18 protein-coding genes are annotated in these 21,630 nt (G+C 68.3%); 14 read left to right on the top strand and 4 right to left on the bottom strand.

Features of this window, described 5'->3' with window-relative positions:
- Positions 1 to 25 precede the first annotated feature (25 nt).
- The 7 genes from QPK32_RS20055 (at position 26) to QPK32_RS20025 (ending at position 7,756) form a co-directional block, all read left to right on the top strand.
- Positions 26 to 1,291, top strand: coding sequence for an MFS transporter (locus QPK32_RS20055; protein ID WP_290414566.1), 1,266 nt, complete (start codon positions 26 to 28; stop codon positions 1,289 to 1,291).
- Positions 1,292 to 1,345: 54 nt separating this feature from the next.
- Positions 1,346 to 2,986, top strand: a complete 1,641-nt coding sequence (locus tag QPK32_RS20050; RefSeq protein WP_290414565.1) for a glycoside hydrolase family 10 protein — start codon at positions 1,346 to 1,348, stop codon at positions 2,984 to 2,986.
- A gap of 82 nt (positions 2,987 to 3,068) precedes the next feature.
- On the top strand, positions 3,069 to 4,028 hold the full coding sequence (locus QPK32_RS20045; protein ID WP_290414564.1) for a BadF/BadG/BcrA/BcrD ATPase family protein: 960 nt from the start codon (positions 3,069 to 3,071) through the stop codon (positions 4,026 to 4,028).
- A gap of 4 nt (positions 4,029 to 4,032) precedes the next feature.
- Entirely contained in the window at positions 4,033 to 5,073 is a 1,041-nt protein-coding gene (locus tag QPK32_RS20040; RefSeq protein ID WP_290414563.1) for an N-acetylmuramoyl-L-alanine amidase, read from the top strand.
- 72 nt (positions 5,074 to 5,145) lie between these two features.
- The gene (locus QPK32_RS20035) at positions 5,146 to 6,057 is read left to right on the top strand and encodes a LysR family transcriptional regulator (RefSeq protein WP_290414562.1); all 912 of its coding nucleotides are present in this window, start codon (positions 5,146 to 5,148) and stop codon (positions 6,055 to 6,057) included.
- A complete protein-coding gene (locus QPK32_RS20030) occupies positions 6,054 to 6,680 on the top strand; it encodes a M15 family metallopeptidase (protein WP_290414561.1) in 627 nt (208 codons plus the stop codon). The genes QPK32_RS20035 and QPK32_RS20030 overlap by 4 nt, the downstream gene beginning before the upstream one ends.
- 152 nt (positions 6,681 to 6,832) lie before the next feature.
- Positions 6,833 to 7,756 carry a hypothetical protein gene (locus QPK32_RS20025; RefSeq protein ID WP_290414560.1) on the top strand — a complete coding sequence of 308 codons (924 nt, stop codon included), beginning with the start codon at positions 6,833 to 6,835 and terminating at the stop codon, positions 7,754 to 7,756.
- A 176-nt stretch (positions 7,757 to 7,932) separates the two neighbouring features.
- On the opposite strand, the gene dacB is transcribed toward QPK32_RS20025, so the two are convergent.
- Together dacB and QPK32_RS20015 are read right to left on the bottom strand one after the other, a co-directional pair.
- Complete coding sequence (gene dacB, locus QPK32_RS20020; protein ID WP_290414559.1) at positions 7,933 to 9,495, bottom strand: D-alanyl-D-alanine carboxypeptidase/D-alanyl-D-alanine-endopeptidase; 1,563 nt, start codon at positions 9,493 to 9,495, stop codon at positions 7,933 to 7,935.
- 44 nt (positions 9,496 to 9,539) lie between these two features.
- Entirely contained in the window at positions 9,540 to 10,778 is a 1,239-nt protein-coding gene (locus QPK32_RS20015) for a nucleoside recognition domain-containing protein (RefSeq protein WP_290414558.1), read from the bottom strand.
- Between the two features lie 267 nt (positions 10,779 to 11,045).
- Here QPK32_RS20015 and QPK32_RS20010 point away from each other — a divergent pair, with 267 nt between their 5' ends.
- The 3 genes from QPK32_RS20010 to QPK32_RS20000 all read left to right on the top strand — a co-directional run bounded on the left by QPK32_RS20010 (position 11,046) and on the right by QPK32_RS20000 (position 16,823).
- Positions 11,046 to 12,842 carry an ABC transporter substrate-binding protein gene (locus QPK32_RS20010; protein WP_290414557.1) on the top strand — a complete coding sequence of 599 codons (1,797 nt, stop codon included), beginning with the start codon at positions 11,046 to 11,048 and terminating at the stop codon, positions 12,840 to 12,842.
- 180 nt (positions 12,843 to 13,022) lie between these two features.
- The gene (locus QPK32_RS20005) at positions 13,023 to 15,785 is read left to right on the top strand and encodes a TonB-dependent receptor (protein WP_290414556.1); all 2,763 of its coding nucleotides are present in this window, start codon (positions 13,023 to 13,025) and stop codon (positions 15,783 to 15,785) included.
- Positions 15,786 to 16,823, top strand: a complete 1,038-nt coding sequence (locus tag QPK32_RS20000) for an LD-carboxypeptidase (protein WP_290414555.1) — start codon at positions 15,786 to 15,788, stop codon at positions 16,821 to 16,823.
- Between the two features lie 77 nt (positions 16,824 to 16,900).
- Here QPK32_RS20000 and QPK32_RS19995 read toward each other — a convergent pair whose 3' ends face one another.
- Positions 16,901 to 17,803: a LysR family transcriptional regulator gene (locus tag QPK32_RS19995; protein WP_290414554.1), complete on the bottom strand. Its 903-nt coding sequence runs from the start codon at positions 17,801 to 17,803 to the stop codon at positions 16,901 to 16,903.
- Positions 17,804 to 17,919: 116 nt separating this feature from the next.
- On the opposite strand from QPK32_RS19995, the gene QPK32_RS19990 reads away from it, so the two are divergent.
- Positions 17,920 to 18,498 (top strand): ester cyclase, encoded by a 579-nt coding sequence (locus QPK32_RS19990; RefSeq protein ID WP_290414553.1) that lies wholly within the window; start codon positions 17,920 to 17,922, stop codon positions 18,496 to 18,498.
- A gap of 23 nt (positions 18,499 to 18,521) precedes the next feature.
- Here the strand turns inward: QPK32_RS19990 and QPK32_RS19985 are convergent, their stop codons facing one another.
- On the bottom strand, positions 18,522 to 19,121 hold the full coding sequence (locus QPK32_RS19985; protein ID WP_290414552.1) for an FMN-dependent NADH-azoreductase: 600 nt from the start codon (positions 19,119 to 19,121) through the stop codon (positions 18,522 to 18,524).
- A gap of 113 nt (positions 19,122 to 19,234) precedes the next feature.
- On the opposite strand from QPK32_RS19985, the gene QPK32_RS19980 reads away from it, so the two are divergent.
- From QPK32_RS19980 to QPK32_RS19970, 3 genes are all read left to right on the top strand, one after another.
- Positions 19,235 to 20,155 (top strand): LysR family transcriptional regulator, encoded by a 921-nt coding sequence (locus tag QPK32_RS19980; protein ID WP_290414551.1) that lies wholly within the window; start codon positions 19,235 to 19,237, stop codon positions 20,153 to 20,155.
- A gap of 68 nt (positions 20,156 to 20,223) precedes the next feature.
- On the top strand, positions 20,224 to 20,646 hold the full coding sequence (locus tag QPK32_RS19975) for a MarR family winged helix-turn-helix transcriptional regulator (RefSeq protein WP_290414550.1): 423 nt from the start codon (positions 20,224 to 20,226) through the stop codon (positions 20,644 to 20,646).
- An 80-nt stretch (positions 20,647 to 20,726) separates the two neighbouring features.
- Complete coding sequence (locus QPK32_RS19970; protein WP_374046772.1) at positions 20,727 to 21,554, top strand: SDR family NAD(P)-dependent oxidoreductase; 828 nt, start codon at positions 20,727 to 20,729, stop codon at positions 21,552 to 21,554.
- Positions 21,555 to 21,630 lie beyond the last annotated feature (76 nt).

The raw sequence follows: 21,630 nt of genomic DNA, 5'->3' as shown, positions 1-21,630 counted from the left end.
TCCGCCCGCCGGCCACGAAAGAGCAATGCAGACTTCGCCAACCAGAAACCCATGGTCGTGGGTGCCCTCCCTGTACTTCGGCCAGGCCATTCCCTACGTCGTCGTGATGAGCCTGTCCGTCATCATGTACAAGGACATGGGGATCTCGAACACCGACATCGCCTTCTACACGAGCCTGCTGTACCTGCCGTGGGTGATCAAGCCCCTGTGGTCGCCGCTGGTCGACATGTTCGGCACCAAGCGCGGCTGGACCGTCACGCTGCAGCTGGTGCTGGCGGCCTCGCTGGGGGCCGTCGGCGCCACGCTGCACCTGCCCGCCTTCTTCATGGTGAGCCTGGCCGTCATGTGGGTCATGGCGTTCAGCTCGGCCACCCACGACATCTCCGCCGACGGCTTCTACATGCTGGGCCTGCGCCAGCAGCAGCAGGCCGCCTACGTGGGCGTGCGCAGCACCTTCTACCGCCTGGCCACGCTGGCCGCGCAGGGCCCGCTGGTGATCCTGGCCGGCTGGCTGGCGACGCGCCTGAACGACGCCAACCAGGCCTGGGCCATCGTGTTCTTCGTGCTGGCCGGCGTGTTCTTCGCGCTGTTCGCCTGGCACCATGCGGTGCTGCCGCATCCGGACGCCGACCACAAGGCGGCGCAAGGGCATGACCCGTTCGGCGAATTCGTCGCCACCTTCGCCAGCTTCTTCCGCAAGCGCGACATCTGGCTGATCCTCGGTTTCATCCTGACCTTCCGCCTGGGCGAATCGCAGCTGCTGAAGCTGGTCGCGCCTTTTCTGAAGGATCCGATCGCGAAGGGCGGCCTGGGCCTGTCCACCGCCGAATACGGCACCGCCTACGGCACCGTCGGCATCATCGCGCTGACCATCGGCGGCCTGTTCGGCGGCTGGCTGATCTCGCGCCTGGGCCTGAAGCGCTGCCTGTGGCTGATGGTGTTCGCCGTGCATTTGCCGGACCTCGTGTTCGTCTACCTGTCCGCGGCCCAGCCCACGCATTTCGCGACGATCTGCGCCTTCCTTGCGGTCGAGCAGTTCGGCTACGGCTTCGGCTTCACGGCGCTGTTGATGTACATGATCATGGTCTCGGACGGTCCGTATAAAACGGCGCATTACTCGATCTGCACGGGCCTGATGGCGCTGGGCATGATGGTGCCGGGCATGTGGAGCGGGGCGCTGCAGGAGATGCTGGGCTACCGGCACTTCTTCGTCTGGACCTGCCTGGCCACGATTCCCGCGTTCGCCATGGCGGCGCTGGTGAAGATCGACCCGGAATTTGGAAAGAAATAAGCGATCGCACCGGCCCGTCCGTATTTGCGTCATGAAATTGCCGAGCTGGGTACAATGCGGCGCATCCAATTTGAAAGCAGCGAAGTGGTTTTGCAACCTGATCAGAAACGACGCGCGTTCGCGCTTGCGGGGGTCGCCGGTGCGCTGGCGCTGGGAGGACTATTTACGGGATGTACGACGGCACCGACCGTCGTGACCGGACCGACCGGCGGCGACATGCCGCCGCCGGCGCCGCGCGAATTCCGCGCCGCCTGGGTGTCGACGGTGGCCAATATCGACTGGCCCAGCAAGCCGAACCTGAATGCGGCCAAGCAGCAGGCCGAGGCGATCGCCATCCTCGACCGCGCCAAGGCGCTGAACCTGAACGCCATCGTGCTGCAGGTACGGCCGGCCGCGGACGCCATCTATCCATCGAAGATCGAGCCCTGGTCGGAATACCTGACGGGCCTGCAGGGCGCCGCGCCGCAGCCGTACTACGATCCGCTCGAGTTCTGGGTGACGCAGGCGCATGCGCGCGGCCTGGAACTGCATGCCTGGTTCAATCCCTACCGCGCGCGCAACAACGGCGCCCGCTCGCCGTTCGCGCCGAACCACATCGCGCGCACCAATCCGGCGGCCGTCAAATCCTACGGCAAGTTCCTGTGGATGGACCCGGGCGAGGAGGCCGCCGTCAAGCAGACGCTGGACGTGGTGCTGGACGTCGTGCGCCGCTACGACATCGACGGCGTCCACATCGACGACTATTTCTATCCCTACCCGATCGAGACGCCCACCGCGTCCGGCGCGGAAGGCGCGGCGCTGGAAGGCCGCAGCGGCAAGACGGAGCTCGACTTCCCGGACCAGCCGTCGTGGCAGCGCTACGTCGCCGGCGGCGGCAGGCTGGACCGCGCGTCCTGGCGGCGCCAGAACGTCAACCGCCTGATCGAGGCGCTGTACGAGGGCATCCACCGCGAAAAGAGCTGGGTCCGTTTCGGCATCAGCCCGTTCGGCCTGGGCCGCCCGGACCGCCGTCCGCCCGGCATCAACGGTTTTTCGCAGTACGACAAGCTGTATGCCGACGCCGAGCTGTGGCTGCAGAACGGCTGGATCGACTATTTCACGCCGCAGCTGTACTGGGGCATCCGCCAGCCGGGCCAGGCCTACGGCGTGCTGCTCGACTACTGGATCGCGCAGAACACGCGGAACCGCCACGTGTGGCCGGGCCTGTACACGAGCCGCATCGGCGCGCCGACCAGGGATTATCCGCCGCAGGAAATCGTCGAGCAGATCGGCGTCACGCGCACGCGACCCGGTGCCAGCGGCCACGTGCACTTCAGCATGGTCGCGCTGATGCAGAACCGCAAGGGCATCGGCGACCAGTTGCGCAGCAGCGCCTATGTCGGCCCGGCCCTGGTGCCGGCCACGCCCTGGCTCGGCAACGATATCCCGGGCACCCCGGCCGTGACGGGCGCGCGCAAGGGCAACGGCGTGTATCTGAAACTGGCGGCGGCCAAGGCGAACGCGCTGTACGCCGTGTGGTCCCGCTACGGCGGCCAGTGGCGCTTCGCCGTGGTGCCGGCCTCGCGCGTGGACTGGACGGTGCCGGACGACGTCAAGCTGGGCCAGCCGGACCTGGTGGTGGTCAGCGCCGTCGACCGCCTCGGCAACGAAAGCGCGCGCGTGCAGGCGTGGGCAGGAAAACCGCTAAAGGCATAACATTGGCTCATGCGTTCAGCGCCAGCATTCATTCGCCGCATTCATTCACGCTCTGGCGGGCGCCCGCGTAGACTTTCCTACCATGACCGATTTGCAAGCTGATCACGCACGCCAGGCGGGCCTGGGCCTGGGCATCGATGCCGGCGGCACCCAGACGCGCTGGGCGCTGGCCGCACCCGGCGGCGCCATCGTGGCGGAAGGCGCCTGCGCCGGCCTGTCCGCGCTGCAGATGGCCACCGGCCACGGCCGGGAGGCCGTGCGCGCGACGTTTTCCGAACTGGCGGCCGCCGTGCTGGTGCACGGCCAGCCGGCGCGCGTACAGGCCGGCTTGACGGGCTTCGGCGGCGACGGCGAACTGCTGCAGCGCTGGCTGGCCGAGCTGCTGCACCTGGCGCCGGGCGCGATCCGCTTCTGCAGCGACATGGAGATCGCCTACCGCGCCAGCTTCGCGCCCGGCCAGGGCTACCTCGTGTATGCGGGCACGGGCTCGATCGGCGCCTATATCGACACGGACGGCGTGTTCCACCGTGCCGGCGGGCGCGGCGTCGTGCTGGACGACGGCGGCGGCGGCTTCTGGATCGCACGCGAGGCGCTGCGCCACATCTGGCGCGACGAGGACGAGCGTCCCGGCGCCTGGCGCGCTTCGCCCATGGCGCGCGCCGTGTTCGACTACGTCGGCGGCGCCGACTGGACGTATTCGCGCCAGTTCATCTATGGCCAGGAGCGCGGCGCCGTCGGCAAGCTGGCGCTGGCCGTGGCCGCGTCCGCGGACGCCGATCCCGCGGCGGCCGCGATCCTGCGCCGCGCCGGCGAGGAACTGGCACGCCTGGCGCACGCGCTGCTGGGACGGTTCGGCGCGCGTCCCGTGGCCGTGTCCGGCCGCGCGGCGGCACTGCACCCGTCCATCGTCGCGGCGATGCGCGCGGCGCTGCCGGACGACCTGCCCCTGACCCGGACCGCGGGCGGGGCCCATCACGCGGCGGCGCGCATGGCAGTCGATTCCGCGCTCGATGCCGAACCCGATCAACCACTCGACCAATGACCCCATGAAAGCTCTTGCCGCTACCCTGCTGATCGCCCTGCTGGCCGGCTGCGCCACGCCGCCGTCCGGACCGCAATACGACCATACCTATACCGCCAAGGGCCAGGCCAGCCGCGCGCGCTTCCTGGTGCTGCACTACACCGTCAGCGACCGCGCCAACTCGATCAAGATCCTGACCCAGCAGGAAGTCAGCGCCCACTACCTGGTGACGGACGATCCCGTGCCCGTCATCTACAACCTGGTCGACGAGAAGAACGCCGCCTGGCATGCGGGCAATTCGAGCTGGAAGAACTTCACGCAATTGAACAACAGCTCGATCGGCATCGAGATCGTCAACCCGGGCTGGAAGGACACGCCGAACGGCCGCGTCTACGCGCCGTTCGCGCAATCGCAGATCGACGCCATCATCCCGCTGGTGCGCGACATCGTCACGCGCCACCACATCGCGCCCGAGAACGTGCTGGGCCACTCCGACATCGCGCCGCTGCGCAAGCAGGATCCGGGCCCCATGTTCCCGTGGCGCCAGCTGGCCGACGCCGGCCTCGTCGCCTGGCCGAACGCCGCGCGCGTGGCCCAGGTCACGCCGATCTTCCAGACCCAGATTCCGGACACGGCCTGGTTCCAGAAGAAGCTGCACACCTGGGGCTATGGCATCGTCGAGTCCGGCGTGCTGGACGAGCAGACCCGCACCGTGCTGTCCGCCTTCCAGATGAAATACCGTCCGTCCAACATCGCCGGCGTGCCCGACGTCGAGACGGCCGCGCTGCTGGAAGCGCTGACCAACCCGAGCGGCCCGCTGCCGCCGGTGCCGCCGTCGATCTACCGTCCCGTGCAGCCGGAGACGGCGCCGCCGCCGCAGTTCCAACCTGTTCAGCCGGTCCAGCCGGCCCAGCCCGTCCAGCCGCCGCAGGCGCCGACACCGGGCCAGCCGGTCCCGCCAGTGCCGCCCGCGCCGCCGGCGGCGACCCAGCCGCTCGACCAGGCCGCCCCGCCGCTGCCGCCGGCCGGCAATCCCGCAACACCGCCGTCGCCCGTCCAGCAATGATGCTTTTATGCAGCAGGCGTTTTCCGCTATCCTGAGGCGCGACATCGTCCACGCATCCTAAGGAACCGATCCATGCGCCTGCGCCACATCGAAGTCTTCCACGCCATCATGCAAGTCGGCACCATCAGCGGTGCCGCGCAGGTGTTGCACATCTCGCAGCCGGCGGTGACCAAGGTGCTGCAGCACGCGGAACTGCAGCTGGGCATGCCGCTGTTCGAACGCGTGCGCGGCAAGCTGTACCCGAAGCCGGAAGCGCACCGCCTGTTCGCCGAGACGGAGAAGCTGAACCGCGACCTGCAGGGCATCCGCCGCCTGGCCGCCAGCCTGAAAAGCCGCGCCGGCGAGACCGTGCGCCTGGTGTCCACGCCCACCATCGCCGTCAGCGTGCTGCCGGCCGCGCTCACCGACTGGCGCCGCAGCTTTGCCCAGACCCGCTGCGAGCTGGCCACCTTCCACACGAGCGAGATCGTGAACGCGCTGCGCCTGGGAGAGGCCGACCTCGCGCTGTCGCTGCAGGACCCGCGCCACCCCGGCATCGAGGCCGAGCCGATCGCCCAGGGCGGCCTGGTGGTGATGGCGCCGGCCGGCACCTGGAGCGAGGAGGAATGCCGCCAGCCGATCGTGCCGGCGGCCCTGAGTGGCGAACTGATCGGCCTGGCCGACGGCGATCCGCTCGGCGAAATGGTCGTGGCCGCCTGCGAGGCCCAGGACGTGCATCCCGTGTTCCAGACCGTCGTGCAAACGTACCAGATCGCGCGCTCGCTGGTGGAGGCGGGCGCCGGCACCGCCGTGCTCGATCCGTTCACCGCCGCGTCGGCCGCGCCCGGCAAGGTCCAGTGCCGGCCGTGGGCGCCGGCGATCTCCGTCCAGCTGTACCTGCTGACGGCCAGCCACGCGCCGTTGTCGCATGGCGCCCGCGAGCTGGCCAACTGCATCGGCGCCACCGCCCGCGCGCTGCTGGACAAGGACCGGGCCGCCGCATGAACGCCGCCGTCCCGGGACTGACCATCGCCAGCGAAGACATCGCCCGCGACCCCCACTTCCGCCACCTGTCGACGATCGCCGGCATCGCCGTCGACCTGCGCTACGCAAGTCCGAACAACTTCGTCGGCCGCGACCTGTATTCCCCGTACGACTGCGCCTGGCTGCACGTCGACGCCGCCGCCGCGCTGGAACGGGTGGTGGCCTGGCTGAAGGAGCGCCGGCCCGACGTCGTGCCGCTGGTGCTGGACGCCGTGCGCCCCCAGCGCGTGCAGCAGGAACTGTGGGATGCGCTCGCCGGCACCGATCTGCGCATGTACCTGGCCGATCCGCAGCGCGGTTCGATCCACTCGTTCGGCATGGCGCTGGACATCACCTTGCTCGATGCCGCCGGCAGCGAACTCGACATGGGCACCGGTTTCGACGACATGACGGACCTGTCGCACCCGGCGCTGGAAGAAGGCTTCCTCATTGCCGGCAGGCTGAGCGAGGAACAGGTGGCCAACCGCCGGCTGCTGCGCGCGGCCATGCTGCAGGCGGGTTTTCACGGCATCAACAGCGAGTGGTGGCATTTCGATTGCGGCGACCGCAACCTGGTGCGCCAGACCTTCCGCCGCGTGCTCTGACCGCAGCCGGCGTTCCTGTCGCGCCGCGCAGACGGCGCGGCTGCACGCTTGCGCCATCTCATTTCCCATCCATTCCCCACCGTGAAAATCGGGCTGTCATGCGGGATGGGTCATCGTCCCGCATCCTCATCCATTCCACACAGAGGTGCACGATGAAGAACTCGATGATGGCCGGCACGTTCCTTGCCCTGTCGGCGACCCTGCTGACGGGGTGCCAGAGCACCGGCGACAATATGTTCGCGGCCCAGGACAAGACGGTCGAGTATTACCGCGTGTTCGACATCAAGACCAACGCGTCCCAGGCCACCGTGGCCCAGGCCGCCAGCGCCGGCATCCAGCGTAACGTGAAGGATGCCGTGGTGGCGATCCCGTCCGGGGCCCCGGTCGGCGACGTGCCGGGCCGCTTCCGCATGGCCGAACCGGCCGCATCCGGCAGCACGGCAGCGGGCAGTCCCGCGGCGGGCAGTTCGCCGGCGGCGCCCACCTGCGAAGGCGCATCGTGGACGGCCAAGGCCGCTCCCACCGTGCGCGGCGGCCAGAACCTGAACCTGGTCGCCTGCCTGTTCCCCTACCGCAATGGCTACCACCTCGACATGTACACCGTGTTCACCCGTCCCGAAGGGGGCCTGCTGGCATTGCCGCGGCGCGGCGTCGGCGCCCTGTTCGGCACGCCGGAGAAGTTCACGGAAAACACGATGATGGACCTGGTGCGCGCGATCCGCGAAGGCACGGGCGCGAACGTCTCGCTGGTGGAGGCGCGGCCGGAGCTGGCCGAGGCGCCGTGGATGGGATCGGGACCGGGCAATGCGCAGGCCGTGGCGGCCGTGGCGCCCGCAGCGGCGGCACCGGCGGCAACGACGGCAGCGCCTGCAGCGGTGGTGACAGCGCCCGCAGCGACGATCCCTGCAACGGCGGCGGCCCCGGCACCGGCCACGCCGGCAGCAGCCACCCCGGCAGCGGTTACTCCGGCAGCGGTTGCGCCTGCAGCAGCGACCACCTCTGTCACCGCGCCGGCGCCGACGTCCGCAACGGCGCCGGGCACGGCCTCCACCGCGATGCCGGACGGCTTGCGGTAGGGTGGACGGCTCGGCCAGGGCTGGTGGTGGCCGAGCCGCGCCGGTGATGCCGTCCACGCGGTGATACGTGGCGGTTGCGGATGGTTGCGCCTGGCTTAGCTGCCTTGACCCCGGCGCCGCTCGCGGCCTCGACGGATCGAGCGGCGCGTATCACCGCGTGGGCAGCGCACGCGTCGTCATCGTGCGGGCAGCATGGTGGAGCTGCCCACCCTACCGTCCGGCGCCGGTGCCGGCGCCGGCATCGTGGCCGGTGCGCCGTCCAGCCGCGCGACCCAGTCGACCAGCGCGTCGAGCACGGCGCGGCCGCGTCCGTTGCCGACCAGTTCGCTGCCCAGCATGGCCACCAGCACGCACTGGCGACCGGACGCATCCGGCACGTAGCCGGCCAGGGCGACCACGTTGCGCAGCGTGCCCGTCTTCATGCGCGCGCGTCCGGCGGCCGGGCTGCCGGCCAGGCGGCGGCGCATGGTGCCGTCGACGGCGACGATCGGCATGCTGGCCAAGAATTCCGGCGCCCAGTTGCTGCGCAAGCCCGCCTGCAGCACACCCGCCATCTGCACCGCGGTGACCTGCTCGGTGCGCGACAGGCCGGCGGCATTTTCGAGCACCAGGCCGGCATCGTCGATGCGGTGGCCGCGCAGCCAAGTGCGCACGACGGCTTCGCTGCGCGACAGGGTCGTGGCGGCGCCGCCCGCCTGCGGACGGCTGCCCAGCAGCGGGTCCGCTTCGAGCGCGCCCAGGCTCAGGTACAAGGTGCGGGCCAGGGCGTTGTCCGAGGGCTTGTTGATGTCGCGGACGAGTTCCGGCAGCGCGCGCGAGACGTGCTCGGCCAGCAGGCGCGCTTCCGGCGGCGTCGCGCCTTCGACGGTCGTCCCCGCGAGCTTGCCGCCCAGCTGCTTCCACGTCAGGCGCAGCAGGCGGTCGACGTATTCCTGGCGGTCGACGACGTTGATCGCGTAATGGGCGGCGCAGTTTTTCGGGAAGGTCCCGTGCAGCATGACCTTGATGCCGCCATCGGGCTGCGGGACGGCTTCCGGGGTCTTCCAGCCGTCTTCCCACGCGCTGCAATCGGCATCGACGAGCGTCATGTCGGAGGCGATCGTCACGCCCTCCAGGTCCGGCTGCATCGTCACCTTCACACGCTTGCCCGTGCCGATGCTGCGCATGTCGATCTGCAGCATGTTCTTGTTGATCAGCAGCGCGTCGGGCACGACGTTGTAGTACGCCTCGGGCGACTCGTCGAAGGGGGCGCGGCCCAGGTCGGCGCGGGCCGGATTGAACAGCTGGCGGTCGACGACGAGGCGGCCGTCGATGCGGTGGATGCCCTGTGTGCGCAGGCTGCGCAGCATCGCCGTCAAGGCCTCCGTGGACAGGTCCATGTCGGCGCCGCCGCGCAGGTACAGGTCGCCCTTCAGCGTGTCGCCTTCCACGGTCCCGGTCGTGCGCAATTCGGTACGGCCGCGAAACACGGGGCCGAGCTGCTCCAGGCCGGCCAGCGTCGTGATCAGTTTCATGGTCGACGCCGGCTGCATGGGACGGTCGGCCAGGTGCGCCAGCACGGTCTGGTCGCCGCGCAGCACCAGCACGGACAGGGCGCTCTCGGGGATCGCCGCCGCGCGCAGGGCGCTCGTCACCGGTTCCGGCAACTGCGCGCGGGCCGGCAGCCAGGCGGCCAGCAGGAATACGGTGGCGGCGGCGGCGGCAGTGCGGGCGAGGGCGGGAGCGAAGCGTCGAGACATGCTGGTCCTTGTCAGTGTTGATCGTTGTCGGGTCAGCCGAAGCGTCAGCCGAAGAAGACGTAGGCCACCGAGATGGCGGCGACGATGCCGGCCAGGTCGGCGATCAGCCCGCAGGAAATCGCATAGCGGGTCTTGCGCACGCCGACGGAGCCGAAGTACAGGGCGACGATGTAGAACGTGGTGTCGGCCGAGCCCTGGAAGATGCAGGCCAGGCGGCCCACGAAGGAGTCGACGCCGTAGGTCTTCATCGCGTCGATCATCAGCGCGCGCGAGCCGCTGCCGGACAGCGGTTTCATCAGCGCCGTCGGCAGCGCCGGCGTGAAGCTGGTGTCCAGGCCCAGCTGCCCGATGACCCAGGCGAGGCCGTTGACGACGTAGCCGAGCACGCCGGAGTTGCGGATCACGGAAATCGCCACCAGCATGCCGACCAGGTAGGGAATGATGGTGAGCGAGGTCTGGATGCCGCCCTTGGCGCCTTCGATGAAGGCCTCGTACACGTTGACGCCCTTGCGCATGGCGCCGACGATGAACACGACGATGATGGAAAACAGGATGAAGTTGCTGGCCACCTTGGAGACGGTCTCGATCTCGGTCTTGCTCAGGTAGCTGGTGAAATACCACATCATCAGCGCGATCGCCGCCGTCATGCCGCCCAGCCAGCTGAGCACCACGCCGTCGAACAGGTTGATGCGCTGGCGGATCGACACGGCGATGATGCCGGCGACGGTGGCGACGTAGGTCGCGACCATGCAGGGGATGAAGATGTCGGACGGATCGGCCGCGCCGAGGATGGCGCGCTGGGCCATGATCGCCAGCGGGATCAGCGTCAGGCCCGAGGTGTGCAGCACCAGGAACATGATCTGGGCATTGGTGGCCGTGTCCTTGTTCGGGTTCAGCGTCTGCAGGCTTTCCATCGCCTTCAGGCCGAACGGGGTGGCGGCATTGTCCAGGCCCAGCAGGTTGGCCGAGAAGTTCATCACCATGTGGCCCGTGGCCGGATGGTCCTTCGGCACTTCCGGGAAGATACGCGAGAAGAACGGCGAGATGAGCTTGGCCAGCCAGCCGATCGCGCCCGCCTTCTCGCCGATGTTCATGATGCCCAGCCACAGCGTCATGACGCCGGCCAGCGGCAGCGCGATGTCCATCACGCCCGTCTTGGCGGACTCGAAGGTGCCGTCGATGATGCGCTTGAAGATCTCGGTGTCGCCGAAGAAAACCAGTTGCGCGAGCGCCGCGACGAAGCCGACCAGGAAGAAGCCGATCCAGATGTAGTTCAGAGCCATGTGATGTGTGCGTTCGATGTGCAGGGGAGAGTATAGGCGCTGGGGAAGCTGCACTGATGAAAGAATGCGGCGGGGTTATGCAAAAAAGTTATGTGGAGTGGGGTGCTGTAGAGGGAATTGGATCCCTGCCTGCGCAGGGATGACGTTGTGTTGGGAGCGATGACGCGTGTTCCGTCGCTCCTGCGAAGGCAGGGGCCCAATTTCACTGGCATATTGCCTGCTCATAACCCTGGCCCTATGATACGCAACGCCCCCAGGACCTCCGCCATGCCGCCATTCCGCTCCCTCGCCACCGCCGTCCTCTTCGCCGCCCTCGCCACCGGCAGCGCCTGCGCCGCCCCGCCCAAGGTGCTGCACATGTTCCTGTCCACCAGCGAGACGGGCCTCGACCCCGCCGTCGCCTCCGACATCGCCACGCTGTCGCTGCTGGAAAACCTGTTCGATCCGCTGCTGCGCTACGACTACCTGGCGCGTCCCGTCAAATTGCAGGGCAATACGGCGACGGGCCTGCCGGAGATCTCGCAGGATGGGCTGACCTACACCTTCCACCTCCGCCCCGGCATCCATTTCACGCCGGACCCGGCGTTCAAGGGCGGCAAGCGCGAAGTGACGGCTGCCGACTACGTCTACAGCATCAAGCGCCTGTACGACCCGTCGCTGAAATCGCCCTGGTCCTTCATGTTCGACGGCAAGCTGCTGGGCGATGCCGCGTTGAAGGACCGGTTCAGCTACGCCACCGAGATTCCCGGCCTGCAGGCGCCGGACCGTTACACGCTGCGCATCCGCCTGTCCGCGCGGGACAACAACTTCCTGTTCTATCTCGCCACGCCCGCCAGCGGCGTCGTCGCGCGCGAGGTGATCGAAGCGTATCCGGGCCAGGCCGGCAACCACCCGGTCGGCACGGGGCCGTTCATGCTGGGCGACTGGAAGCGCAGCGACCGCATCGTGCTGGTCGCCAATCCCGATTCCACGGCCGTCTTCCACGGCACGCCGGGCGCCGATCCCGCGGACCAGGCCATCGCCAAGGCGCTCGAAGGCCAGCGCCTGCCGCGCGTGGACCGCGTCGAGGTCAAGATTGCCGAGGAATTCCAGGGCCGCATGCTGGGCTTCCTGAACGGCGAGTACGACTACCTGGAACAGGTGCCGGAATCGATGACGGACATGGTCATCGACAACGGCAAGCTGAAGCCGGACCTCGCCAGGCGCGGCATGCAGCTGTATCGCTTTCCCGTGCTGCAGACCTACTACATGTGGATGAACATGCAGGACCCGGTGCTGGGCGGCTATGGCAAGGAGCGAATCGCCCTGCGCCGCGCCATCTCGCTCAGCTACGACAGCGCCGAGGACATCGCCCTGCTGAAGAAGGGTTTCGCGATGAAGGCGGAGTCGCCGCTGCCGCCCGGCGTGCTGGGCTACGACCCCGCTTACCGCAGCCCCGTGCCGCACGACCCGGCGCTCGCGAACGCGCTGCTGGACCGGTACGGCTACGACAAGCGCGATCCGGACGGCTTTCGGCGCCAGCCCCGCCGCGGCGGCAAGCCGGGAGAGACGGAACCGTTGACGCTGGAAATGAGCAGCGAAGCGACAGTGGGCGGCCGCCTGCGCGACGAGCTGTGGCGCAAATGCCTGAACGCCGTCGGCCTGCGCGTCGTGTTCAAGTCGGACAAGAAGACGGAGATCATCAAGGCCTCGCGCCTCGGCAAGGTGCAGATGTTCGAGAGTAACTGGATCGCCGACTTCCCCGACGGCGACAATTTCTACCAGCTGCTGTACGGCCCGAACGCGGGCCGCGCCAATTATGCGCGCTTTGACCTGCCGGCCTACAACATCCGCTACGAGCAGGCGCGCCAGCTGACCAACGGTCCGGCGCGCCAGAAGCTGTACGCCGAGATGAACCAGCTGATCCACGCCTATAACCCCTGGGTGCCGTTGACCCATGTGCTGTCGGCCGATATCCGTCAACCGTGGCTTAAAAACTACAAGCGCCACCCGGTCGAGTTCACGCAGTGGCGTTACCTGGACGTGGATGTTGCGGAAAGAGAACGGAACAGCAGAGAGAAGTGAGGGCCGCGTTGGTTTTTCCCTAACTAAACATTCCCTCTAGTTATACTCAGCGCCGGATTATTCATTGGCTGGCGAAAAACTCTACGCTTACCTTTGAACGCACAAATATCGTAATGCAAAGACATTACTTGACTGTTACATCCCAAGCCGAGCCCTAGCAGAACCCGAAGGAGAAGACGCGTGAAGTTGAAGACTCTTGCCCACATGATTGCCCTGATCGGCGCGGCCGCCCCCGCCCTCGCCCAGCAGGCGCAATCGTCCGCCGCCATGCAGCGCGTCGAGATCACGGGTTCCAGCATCAAGCGCATGGCCGTCGAAGGCGCGCTCCCCGTGCAGACGATTTCGATCGACCAGATGGACAAGCAGGGCATCACGAATGCGGAACAGATGCTGCGCCTGATCTCGGCGAACGGCACCGGCGCGGACAACATGACCTCGGGGAACAACGTGTTCGGCGCCGACGCCGACCGCGTCAGCGGCGGCGGCTCCTTCGCCTCGCTGCGCGGCCTGGGCCCATCCGGCACCCTGGTGCTGATCAACGGCCGCCGCATCGCCGGCTATGGCCTGTCGGGCAAGGCGGTCGACCTGAACACGATTCCGCTGGCGGCCGTCGCCCGCGTCGAGGTCCTGAAGGACGGCGCCTCCGCGATCTACGGCACCGACGCCGTCGGCGGCGTGATCAACTTCATCCTCAAGACCGACTTCGAAGGCGTGCAGGCGAATGCCAGCGGCAACTTCACGGAACACGGCGGCGGCGCCACCCGCCGCCTGCAGCTGATCGCCGGCAAGGGCAACCTGGACACCGACCGCTTCAACGTGATGGCCGCCATCGGCTACGACAAGAACGACCGCCTCGATTCCAGCCAGCGCGGCTTCGCCAACGGCTTCCAGCCGGGCCGCGGCCTGGCCCCGGATACCACGGGCACCCCCGTCGCGAACCAGCTGACGGGCGCCGGCACGGCGCTGGGCACGGGCTTCCGCATGCCGGGCAGCAACAGCAACTACCTGCAGGCGGGCCTGCTCAGCCTGCAAGGCAAGTGCGACACGGTCGCCGGCATGCAGCAGTACGCGACCAATCTGTGGGCCAACGTGACGTCGCCGCTGCGCTCGACCTATTCCTGCTCGTACGACTACGGCGGCGACTACGTGATGCAGCTGCCGACCGAGCGCACCAACTTCGTCGGCCGCGGCACCTACCAGCTCACGCCGGAACACCGCCTGTACGCGGAAGTCGTGGGCGCGCACACCAGCACCTCGGCGATCCTGACGCCGGTGCAGATCTCGACCACGCTGGCGGCCGGCAACGCCTACCCGGTCGGCGGCCAGTACTACCAGGACTTGTCGGCCTACATCCCGAGCTACGACCCGACCAAGCCGATCATCTACAAGTGGCGCGCCTGGCCGCTGGGCGACCGCACCCAGAAATACGAGACGGACACCGCGCGCCTGCTGCTGGGCGCCGAGGGCACCATCGCCAGCAAGTGGGACTACCGCCTCGACCTGTCGCACAGCTTCAGCCGCACGACGACCGACCTGCTCGACGGCTACGCGAACACGGCCGCCCTGTACAAGGTGCTGGGCAGCGGCGTCGTGAACCCGTGGGCTTCGCCGGCCGAAGGCCAAAGCCAGCAGGCGATGGATGCGCTGGAATCGACCAAGTTCTATGGCCGCCTGCAGCACGGCAAGACCACGCTGACCCAGTTGAACGGCTCGATCTCCGGCGAACTGTTCAACCTGCCGGCCGGCGCCGTCTCGGGCGCGATCGGCACCGACCTGCGCCGCGAGAGCTACCAGTTCCGCCAGGACGTCGACGCCACCCAGATCCTGCTGGCGCCGGGCAACGGCAACCAGGACCGCGTGGCGCGCAACATCAAGGCGGTGTACGCCGAGCTGGCCGTCCCCGTCATCAAGGACCTGGAACTGCAGCTGGCGATCCGCCGCGACGACTACAGCCTGATCGGCGCGACGACGAATCCGAAGGTCGCCTTCAGCTACAAGCCGACGGGCTGGCTGATGCTGCGCGGTTCGGCCAACAAGGGCTTCCTGGCGCCGAGCTTCAACCAGCTGTACGCGGGCCGCCTGAGCCAGGAACTGCCGAGCGGCGTGTCCGACCCGGTCGGCTGCGCCACGCACCCGGGCGATCCGCGCTTCTGCGCGATCGAGCGCCTCGACTACTTCAGCGGCGGCAACCCGAACCTGAAGCCGGAAACCTCGAAGCAGGGCACGCTGGGCTTCATCGTCGAGCCGAACGCGAACTTCTCGGTGTCCGTCGACTACTGGGCGATCAACGTCAAGGACCGCATCCTGAACCGCACCCCGCAGGTCGTGCTGGCCAATTCGGCCTACCTGCAGGACTACATCCACCGCGGCGCCGACGGCGTCATCGAGTACATCGACGCCGGCTGGATCAACGCGGCGGGCCTCAAGACGCGCGGCGCCGACGTCGGCCTGCGCGGCCGCGGCACCCTGCCGGGCGGCTACAAGTGGAATGCCTCGCTGGACGGCACCTGGACCCAGAGCTACCAGTTCGCCGAGTTCGAAGGCCAGCCCTACGTCGAATACGTGGGCAACTTCTACACCCGCGACATCTACCTGCGCTGGAAGCACAACGCGACCTTCAACGTGAGCCGCGGCGACTGGAGCGTCCTGCTCAGCAACCTGTACCGCGACGGCTACAAGGACCAGCTGCCGGACGCCGGCAAGAGCACGCCGCCGGCCGGCTTCAACCCGCACGTGTCCAGCTACACGACGTGGGGCCTGTCGGGCACGTACACGGGCCTGAAGAACACGACCATCACCGTCGGCATCCAGAACCTGTTCGACCGCGACCCGCCGTTCACCGCGCACAACGTGGACGAAGTCGTGGGCGCCGGCTGGGATCCGCGCGTGGCCGACCCGCGCGGCCGCTCGCTGAGCTTCGACGTCAAGTACAAGTTCTTCTGATTGGCCGATCGACGCACCTTTCAGCGCGCGCTGGCGGCAGCCCTGCTGCTGCCGGCACTGCCGGCGCGCGCCATCCCCCGCATGCAAACGCTCATCAAACCTCCGCGCCTGCGCCGCGGCGACCTGGTCGGCCTCGTGGCCCCCAGCGGCTACACCAGCGACGCCGCCATCGAGAAGGCGGTCCGGCACATCGAATCGCTCGGCTTTCGCGTCAAGCAGGGCGCCTGGCTGCGCGAAGTCTGGGGCAACTACGGCGGCACCGTCGCCGCCCGCATCGCCGACCTGCACGGCATGTTCCGCGACCCGGAAGTGAAGGCCGTGTGGGCGATCCGCGGCGGTTCCGGCTGCATCTCGCTGCTGAAGCATCTCGACTACGCGCTGATCCGCGCCAATCCGAAAGTCCTGCTGGGCTACTCGGACATCACGGCGCTGCACCTGGCGATCCGCCGCCATGCCGGCCTCGTGACCTTCCACGGCCCGGTAGCATCGAGCACCCCGTCGGCGTACGCGGACGGCCACCTGCTGTCCGTGCTGATGGAGCCGCAGCCGGCGTACACGATCGCGATGGCGCCCGAGAACGCGCAGCGCGCGCGCGAGGAGCCGCACTACGCCGTGCGCACCGTGCACGGGGGCGTGGCCACCGGTCCCCTCGTGGGCGGCAACCTGTCGCTGGTGAGCGCGCTGGCCGGCACGCCGTATGCGGCCGACTGGAAGGACGCCATCCTGTTCATCGAAGAAGTCAACGAGGAACCGTACCGCATCGACCGCTGGATGACCCAGCTCGACCTGGCCGGCGGTTTCGACAAGGCGGCCGCGCTGATGATCGGCATCTGCGAGAACTGCGGGCCGCAGGGAGAAGGATCGTCGCTGACGCTGGACGAGACGCTCGACGTGCATTTGAAGCCGCTGCGGGTGCCCGCGGTAACGGGCTACTCGTTCGGGCATATCCGCCACCAGTTCACGATCCCGCTGGGGATCCGGGCACGGCTCGACACGCAGGTCCAAACGCTGACCTTGCTGGAGCCTGCGGTCACTTGAGGGGCATGGTGGGCACTTGGTGCCCACCCTACTTTGTTGCGGTCACATAGGGTGGGCACCAAGTGCCCACCATGCCGTCACCACCGCCACGCGTCCTGCAAGCGCTCGCGCAGGAACGCGACGAACGCCTCCACCTTCGGCGCCAGGTTGCGCCGGTGCGGATAGACAGCATGCAGTGGCGCCGCCGCGATCGCGTGGCCGGGCAGCACGCGCGCGAGGCGGCCGGCCAGCAGGTCGTCGCCGACGTCCCAGATCGACTTCAGGGCGATGCCCGCGCCTTCCAGCGCCAGCTGGTGGGCGGCGCCGCCGTCGTTGGTGAGGGCGCTGGCCTCCACGCGCACGACGGCCTTGTCCGCGCCGTCGAAGCGCCAGTCGGTGCGGCGCTGGTCGCCGATCACGATGCAGCGGTGCGCGGCCAGGTCCTCCGGCACGCGCGGCTCGCCGTGGCGTTCCAGGTAGGCGGGGGAGGCGCACAGCACGCGGTAGTTCGGCGCGAGCTCGCGCGCCACCAGCGAGGAATCGGCCAGCGCGCCGTAGCGCACCGCCATGTCGACGCCGTGGTCGATCAGGTCGACGACCTTGTCGCTCAAGTCCAGTTGCAGCGTCACCCGCGGATGCCGCTCCTGGAACGCCGCCGCGACGGGCACGATCCAGCGCCGCCCCAGTTCTCCCGGCGCCGTCACGCGCAGCAGCCCTTCGACGCCCTCGCGGCGCTGCTGCAGCACGGCCTCGGCCTGCGCCACCTCGTCGAGGATGCGCAGCACGCGGGCGTGGAACAGCGCGCCTTCCTCGGTCAGCACCTGGCGCCGCGTCGTGCGCTGCAGCAGGCGCGTGCCGAGGCTCGTTTCGAGCAGGGACAGGCGCTTGCTGACGACGGAGACGGGCACGTCCAGCTCGCGCGCGGCGGCCGACAGGCTGCCGCAGGAGACGATCTTGGCGAAGGCGAGGAGGGCGGGGAAATGGTGGGCGAGCGTGGTCATTTTGCGGTTTTTGGAAATAATCCTTTCCTTTCTACCCGCTATTTTTCCACATTCGGGAAATCTATGATGAGTCCATGGCCGAGCAGCACACGGCCCACGACAACAAGGAACCCACCATGAATACCGCATCCATCCACCGTACCGCTTCTTTCGGCGCCGGCCTGCTGCTGGCGCTGTCCGTCCATGGCGCCGCTTCCGCCGCTGCGCCCGTTGCCGATGCCGACCTGGTACAAGCCCGGACGGTCATCGTCGACAAGTCGCTGCCCAAGGCGCAGGCGCAGGCCGCCATGCTGGCCGCGCGCCGTTACGCCACGTTCTGGGATACCGGCGAGGACCGTTTCGCGCAGGCCGCGCTGGCCCCGCGCTTCACCGACCGCACGCTGCCTCCGGGCCGCGCCCAGGGCCCGCAGGGACCGCTGGCCGCCTCGAAGTTCGTGCGCACCGCGATCCCGGACCTGAAGGCGGACCTGCAGCAGATGATCGTCACGGGCGACCGCGTCACGGCGCACTACCGCTTCCACGGCCACTTCACGGGGCAATGGGCAGGCACGCAGGACAAGGTCAAGGGCCGGGGCCAGGACATCGACTTCATCGCCACCGACATCTACCGCATCGAGGGCGGCAGCATCGTCGACAACTGGCACATCGAGGACAACCTGACCCTGATGCAGCAACTGGGCCTGGTCGCCAAGTGACGCCCAGGCGCTCGCTGAGCTGATCAGGCGATCGCTTCGGCGATCTGCGCCTCCACCGCGTCGAAGGCGGCCTGGGCGCGTTCCGGACCCATGTTCACGCCTTCGGCGTAGATGAAGTCGACGTCGGTCATGCCCATCAGGCCCAGCACGCCCCGCAGGTAAGGCACCTGCGCATCGTTGGGCGTGTCGCGGTAGATGCCGCCGCGGGCCAGGCCCACGTAGACCTTCTTGCCGGTGACGAGGCCTTCGGGGCCGTTGGCCGTGTAGCGGAAGGTCTGGCCGGCGCGGGCGATGGCGTCGATCCAGGACTTGGTCTGCACCGAGACGCCGAAGTTATACATCGGCACGCCCAGCACGACGACGTCGGCGCGTTTGAGTTGCGCGATCAGGGCGTCGTCCAGGGCCACGCGCGCGGCCTGTTCCGGCGTGCGCTGGTCGGCCGGCGTGAACAGGGCGCCCAGCGCCGCTTCGTCCAGCATCGGATGCGGGTCGCGCGCCAGGTCGCGCAGCTCGACGGTCGCGTCCGGATGACGGGCCTTCAGGCGCGCCGTGATGGCGTCGGCGACGCGGGTGGAATTGGCGCCATTGGCGCGGGCGCTGCCGTTGATCTGCAGGATGTTCATGGTTTTCTCCACGGGTGTTCAAACGATGGAAGCATTCTATTCCGCATATTTCCGGGAATTAAGTGGGGATTGCGGGTATCATTGTTCCATTCCTGGAAAAATGAGGCGGTCCGATGGTCGATGCGAATGACTTGATCCTGTTCGTGCGCGTGGTCGACGCCGGCAGCTTCACGCAGGCGGCCGAGCGCATCGACCTGCCCAAGTCGACGCTGTCACGGCGCCTGGGCCTGCTCGAGGAGGCGCTGGGAGAAAAGCTGTTCGTGCGCAGCACGCGGCGCCTGGCGATCACGGAATTCGGCGAGCGCATCCTCGAGCATGCGCGCCGCCTGGTGGACGAGGCGGAGGAGGTGTCGGCGCTGGCGCTGCACCGCCAGGCCGCCCCGCGCGGCGAGCTGCGCGTCTCGATGCCGCCCGACTTCCTCGAGTTCGATTTCCCCCGCTTCTGCCTGGCCTTCCGCGAGCGCTATCCGGAGATCGCGCTGCGCCTGGACGTGTCGCCGCGCCGCGTCGACCTGCTGGGCGAGCGCTTCGACCTGGCGATCCGGGCCGCGCCGCGGCTGCCGGACGATGCCACGCTCGTCGCGCGCAAGCTGTTCGACATGCGCGAAGGCTTGTATGCCAGCTCGGACTACCTGGCGCGGCACGGATCCCCGCAACTGCCCGCCGAGCTGGCGGCGCACGCCTGCCTGCCGCTGGCGGGGAACGACGGCCTGCCCGTCGCGTGGCGGCTGGAGCGTGGTGGCGAGCGGTCCGAGTGGACGCCGCTGGGCGCCGTCCGCTGCAATTCGCCGCGCCTGCAGCGCGACCTGGCCCTGGCCGGCGCCGGCATCGCCCACCTGCCCGTCGACTACGTGGTGCAGTCGCTGATCGACCAGGGCAGGCTGGTACGCGTGCTGCCGGAATGGGGCTTGCCCAGCGTCGGCATTTGGTGCCTGCTGCCGGGGCGGCGGCTGGTGCCCGCCCGCACCCGGGTGTTCATCGACATGCTCAAGGCCCATATCGAAGACCTGCCGGGCCGCTGCCCGGATTGCTGAAGCCTCGTTTTTTCGCGGCCGCGAAAAAAGTGCTTGACATGTGTGTGCACACACTAGATACTGAGTCCATGGCTACTTCGGAACGACTCACTTACTGCAACTGCTTCGCTTCACGCAAGGCGGCGCGTCTCATCACCAAGCTGTACGAGGACCGCCTGTCGACCGTGGGTCTGACGAGCACGCAGTTTTCGATCCTGATCTACGTCGACGACGCCGGTGCGGCGTCGATGAAGGACCTGGTCGACGGGCTCGTGATGGAGCGCACCAGCGTCGTGCGTGCCTTGCAACCGCTGGAGCGCGACGGCTACCTGGCCATCGGACCGGACCAGGAAGACGCCCGCCGCAACGTGGTGCGCCTGAGCGATGCGGGGCGGCGCAAGCTGGCCGAGGCCTTGCCCGTGTGGCAGGCCGCGCAGGAAGAATTCGAGCGCAAGTTCGGCAGCGAGCTGGCGAGCCAGTTGCGCGAGTCGACGCACAAGCTGGGGACCTGAGTAGCAACAGCAGCAGCAAAATTTTTTAGACTAATGTGTGCGTACACACACAAAACATTCAACGACCACTTTCAAGGAGAATGATCATGAGCCAAACCGACAACACCAAGCTGGGCACCGCCGTCATCACCGGTGCATCGACCGGCATCGGCGCCATCTATGCCGACCGCCTCGCCAAGCGCGGCTACGACCTCGTGCTGGTGGCCCGCAGCGCCGACCGCCTGCAGGAGCTGGCCAACCGCCTGGAAGCCACCCACGGCCGCAGCGTGCGCACCGTCGCCGCCGACCTGACCCGGGCTGCCGACCTGGCCCGCGTCGAAGACCTGCTGCGCGGCGATGCGAGCATCACGCTGCTCGTGAACAATGCCGGCGTCGGCGGCACCGGCCCGCTGCTGCAATCGGACATCGGCAAGATGCAGGACATGATCGCGCTGAACGTCACCGCGCTGACCCGCCTGACCTATGCCGCGGCCCCGGGCTTCGTCGAGCGCAAGCACGGCGCCTTCATCAATATCGCCTCGATCGCCGCGATCGCGCCGGAAATCCTGAACGGCGTCTACGGCGGCAGCAAGGCCTTTGTCGTCGCCTTCAGCCAGTCGCTGCAGCACGAGCTGGCCGACAAGGGCGTGCGCGTGCAGGCCGTGCTGCCGGGCGCCACCGCCACCGACTTCTGGCGCATCGCCGGCGTGCCGGTCGAACACCTGCCGCAGGAAATCGTGATGCGTGCCGAGGACATGGTCGACGCCGCGCTGGCCGGCTTCGACCAGGGCGAGTTCGCCACCATCCCCGCCCTGCAGGACGGCGCCAAGTGGGATGCCTACGAAGCCGCGCGCCGCGCGATGCATCCGGAACTGTCGGGCACGCAGCCGGCCAGCCGCTACGGCGTGGCCAGCGCCAAGGCCGCGTGAACGCGATGGTGGGCACGTGGTGCCTACGCCGGCCGCGCCCACCCTTGTATCTTGATTGAGTTGGTGGTTAGCTACC

Origin of the sequence: Massilia sp. YIM B02763 (genome assembly GCF_030412015.1) — a bacterium.
Classification (GTDB): Bacteria; Pseudomonadota; Gammaproteobacteria; order Burkholderiales; family Burkholderiaceae_D; genus Telluria.
Note: the sequence above shows the minus strand (reverse complement) of the source record. Positions and strands in the feature narration are given on the sequence as shown.

What these genes read in the sequence shown, in the direction of transcription:
- QPK32_RS20055 (WP_290414566.1), top strand. Translation starts at nt 26, where the DNA reads ATGCAGACTTCGCCAACCAGAAACCCATGGTCGTGGGTGCCCTCCCTG.
- QPK32_RS20050 (WP_290414565.1), top strand. Translation starts at nt 1,346, where the DNA reads ATGCGGCGCATCCAATTTGAAAGCAGCGAAGTGGTTTTGCAACCTGAT.
- QPK32_RS20045 (WP_290414564.1), top strand. Translation starts at nt 3,069, where the DNA reads ATGACCGATTTGCAAGCTGATCACGCACGCCAGGCGGGCCTGGGCCTG.
- QPK32_RS20040 (WP_290414563.1), top strand. Translation starts at nt 4,033, where the DNA reads ATGAAAGCTCTTGCCGCTACCCTGCTGATCGCCCTGCTGGCCGGCTGC.
- QPK32_RS20035 (WP_290414562.1), top strand. Translation starts at nt 5,146, where the DNA reads ATGCGCCTGCGCCACATCGAAGTCTTCCACGCCATCATGCAAGTCGGC.
- QPK32_RS20030 (WP_290414561.1), top strand. Translation starts at nt 6,054, where the DNA reads ATGAACGCCGCCGTCCCGGGACTGACCATCGCCAGCGAAGACATCGCC.
- QPK32_RS20025 (WP_290414560.1), top strand. Translation starts at nt 6,833, where the DNA reads ATGAAGAACTCGATGATGGCCGGCACGTTCCTTGCCCTGTCGGCGACC.
- dacB (WP_290414559.1), bottom strand. Translation starts at nt 9,495, where the DNA reads ATGTCTCGACGCTTCGCTCCCGCCCTCGCCCGCACTGCCGCCGCCGCC.
- QPK32_RS20015 (WP_290414558.1), bottom strand. Translation starts at nt 10,778, where the DNA reads ATGGCTCTGAACTACATCTGGATCGGCTTCTTCCTGGTCGGCTTCGTC.
- QPK32_RS20010 (WP_290414557.1), top strand. Translation starts at nt 11,046, where the DNA reads ATGCCGCCATTCCGCTCCCTCGCCACCGCCGTCCTCTTCGCCGCCCTC.
- QPK32_RS19995 (WP_290414554.1), bottom strand. Translation starts at nt 17,803, where the DNA reads ATGACCACGCTCGCCCACCATTTCCCCGCCCTCCTCGCCTTCGCCAAG.
- QPK32_RS19990 (WP_290414553.1), top strand. Translation starts at nt 17,920, where the DNA reads ATGAATACCGCATCCATCCACCGTACCGCTTCTTTCGGCGCCGGCCTG.
- QPK32_RS19985 (WP_290414552.1), bottom strand. Translation starts at nt 19,121, where the DNA reads ATGAACATCCTGCAGATCAACGGCAGCGCCCGCGCCAATGGCGCCAAT.
- QPK32_RS19980 (WP_290414551.1), top strand. Translation starts at nt 19,235, where the DNA reads ATGGTCGATGCGAATGACTTGATCCTGTTCGTGCGCGTGGTCGACGCC.
- QPK32_RS19975 (WP_290414550.1), top strand. Translation starts at nt 20,224, where the DNA reads ATGGCTACTTCGGAACGACTCACTTACTGCAACTGCTTCGCTTCACGC.
- QPK32_RS19970 (WP_374046772.1), top strand. Translation starts at nt 20,727, where the DNA reads ATGATCATGAGCCAAACCGACAACACCAAGCTGGGCACCGCCGTCATC.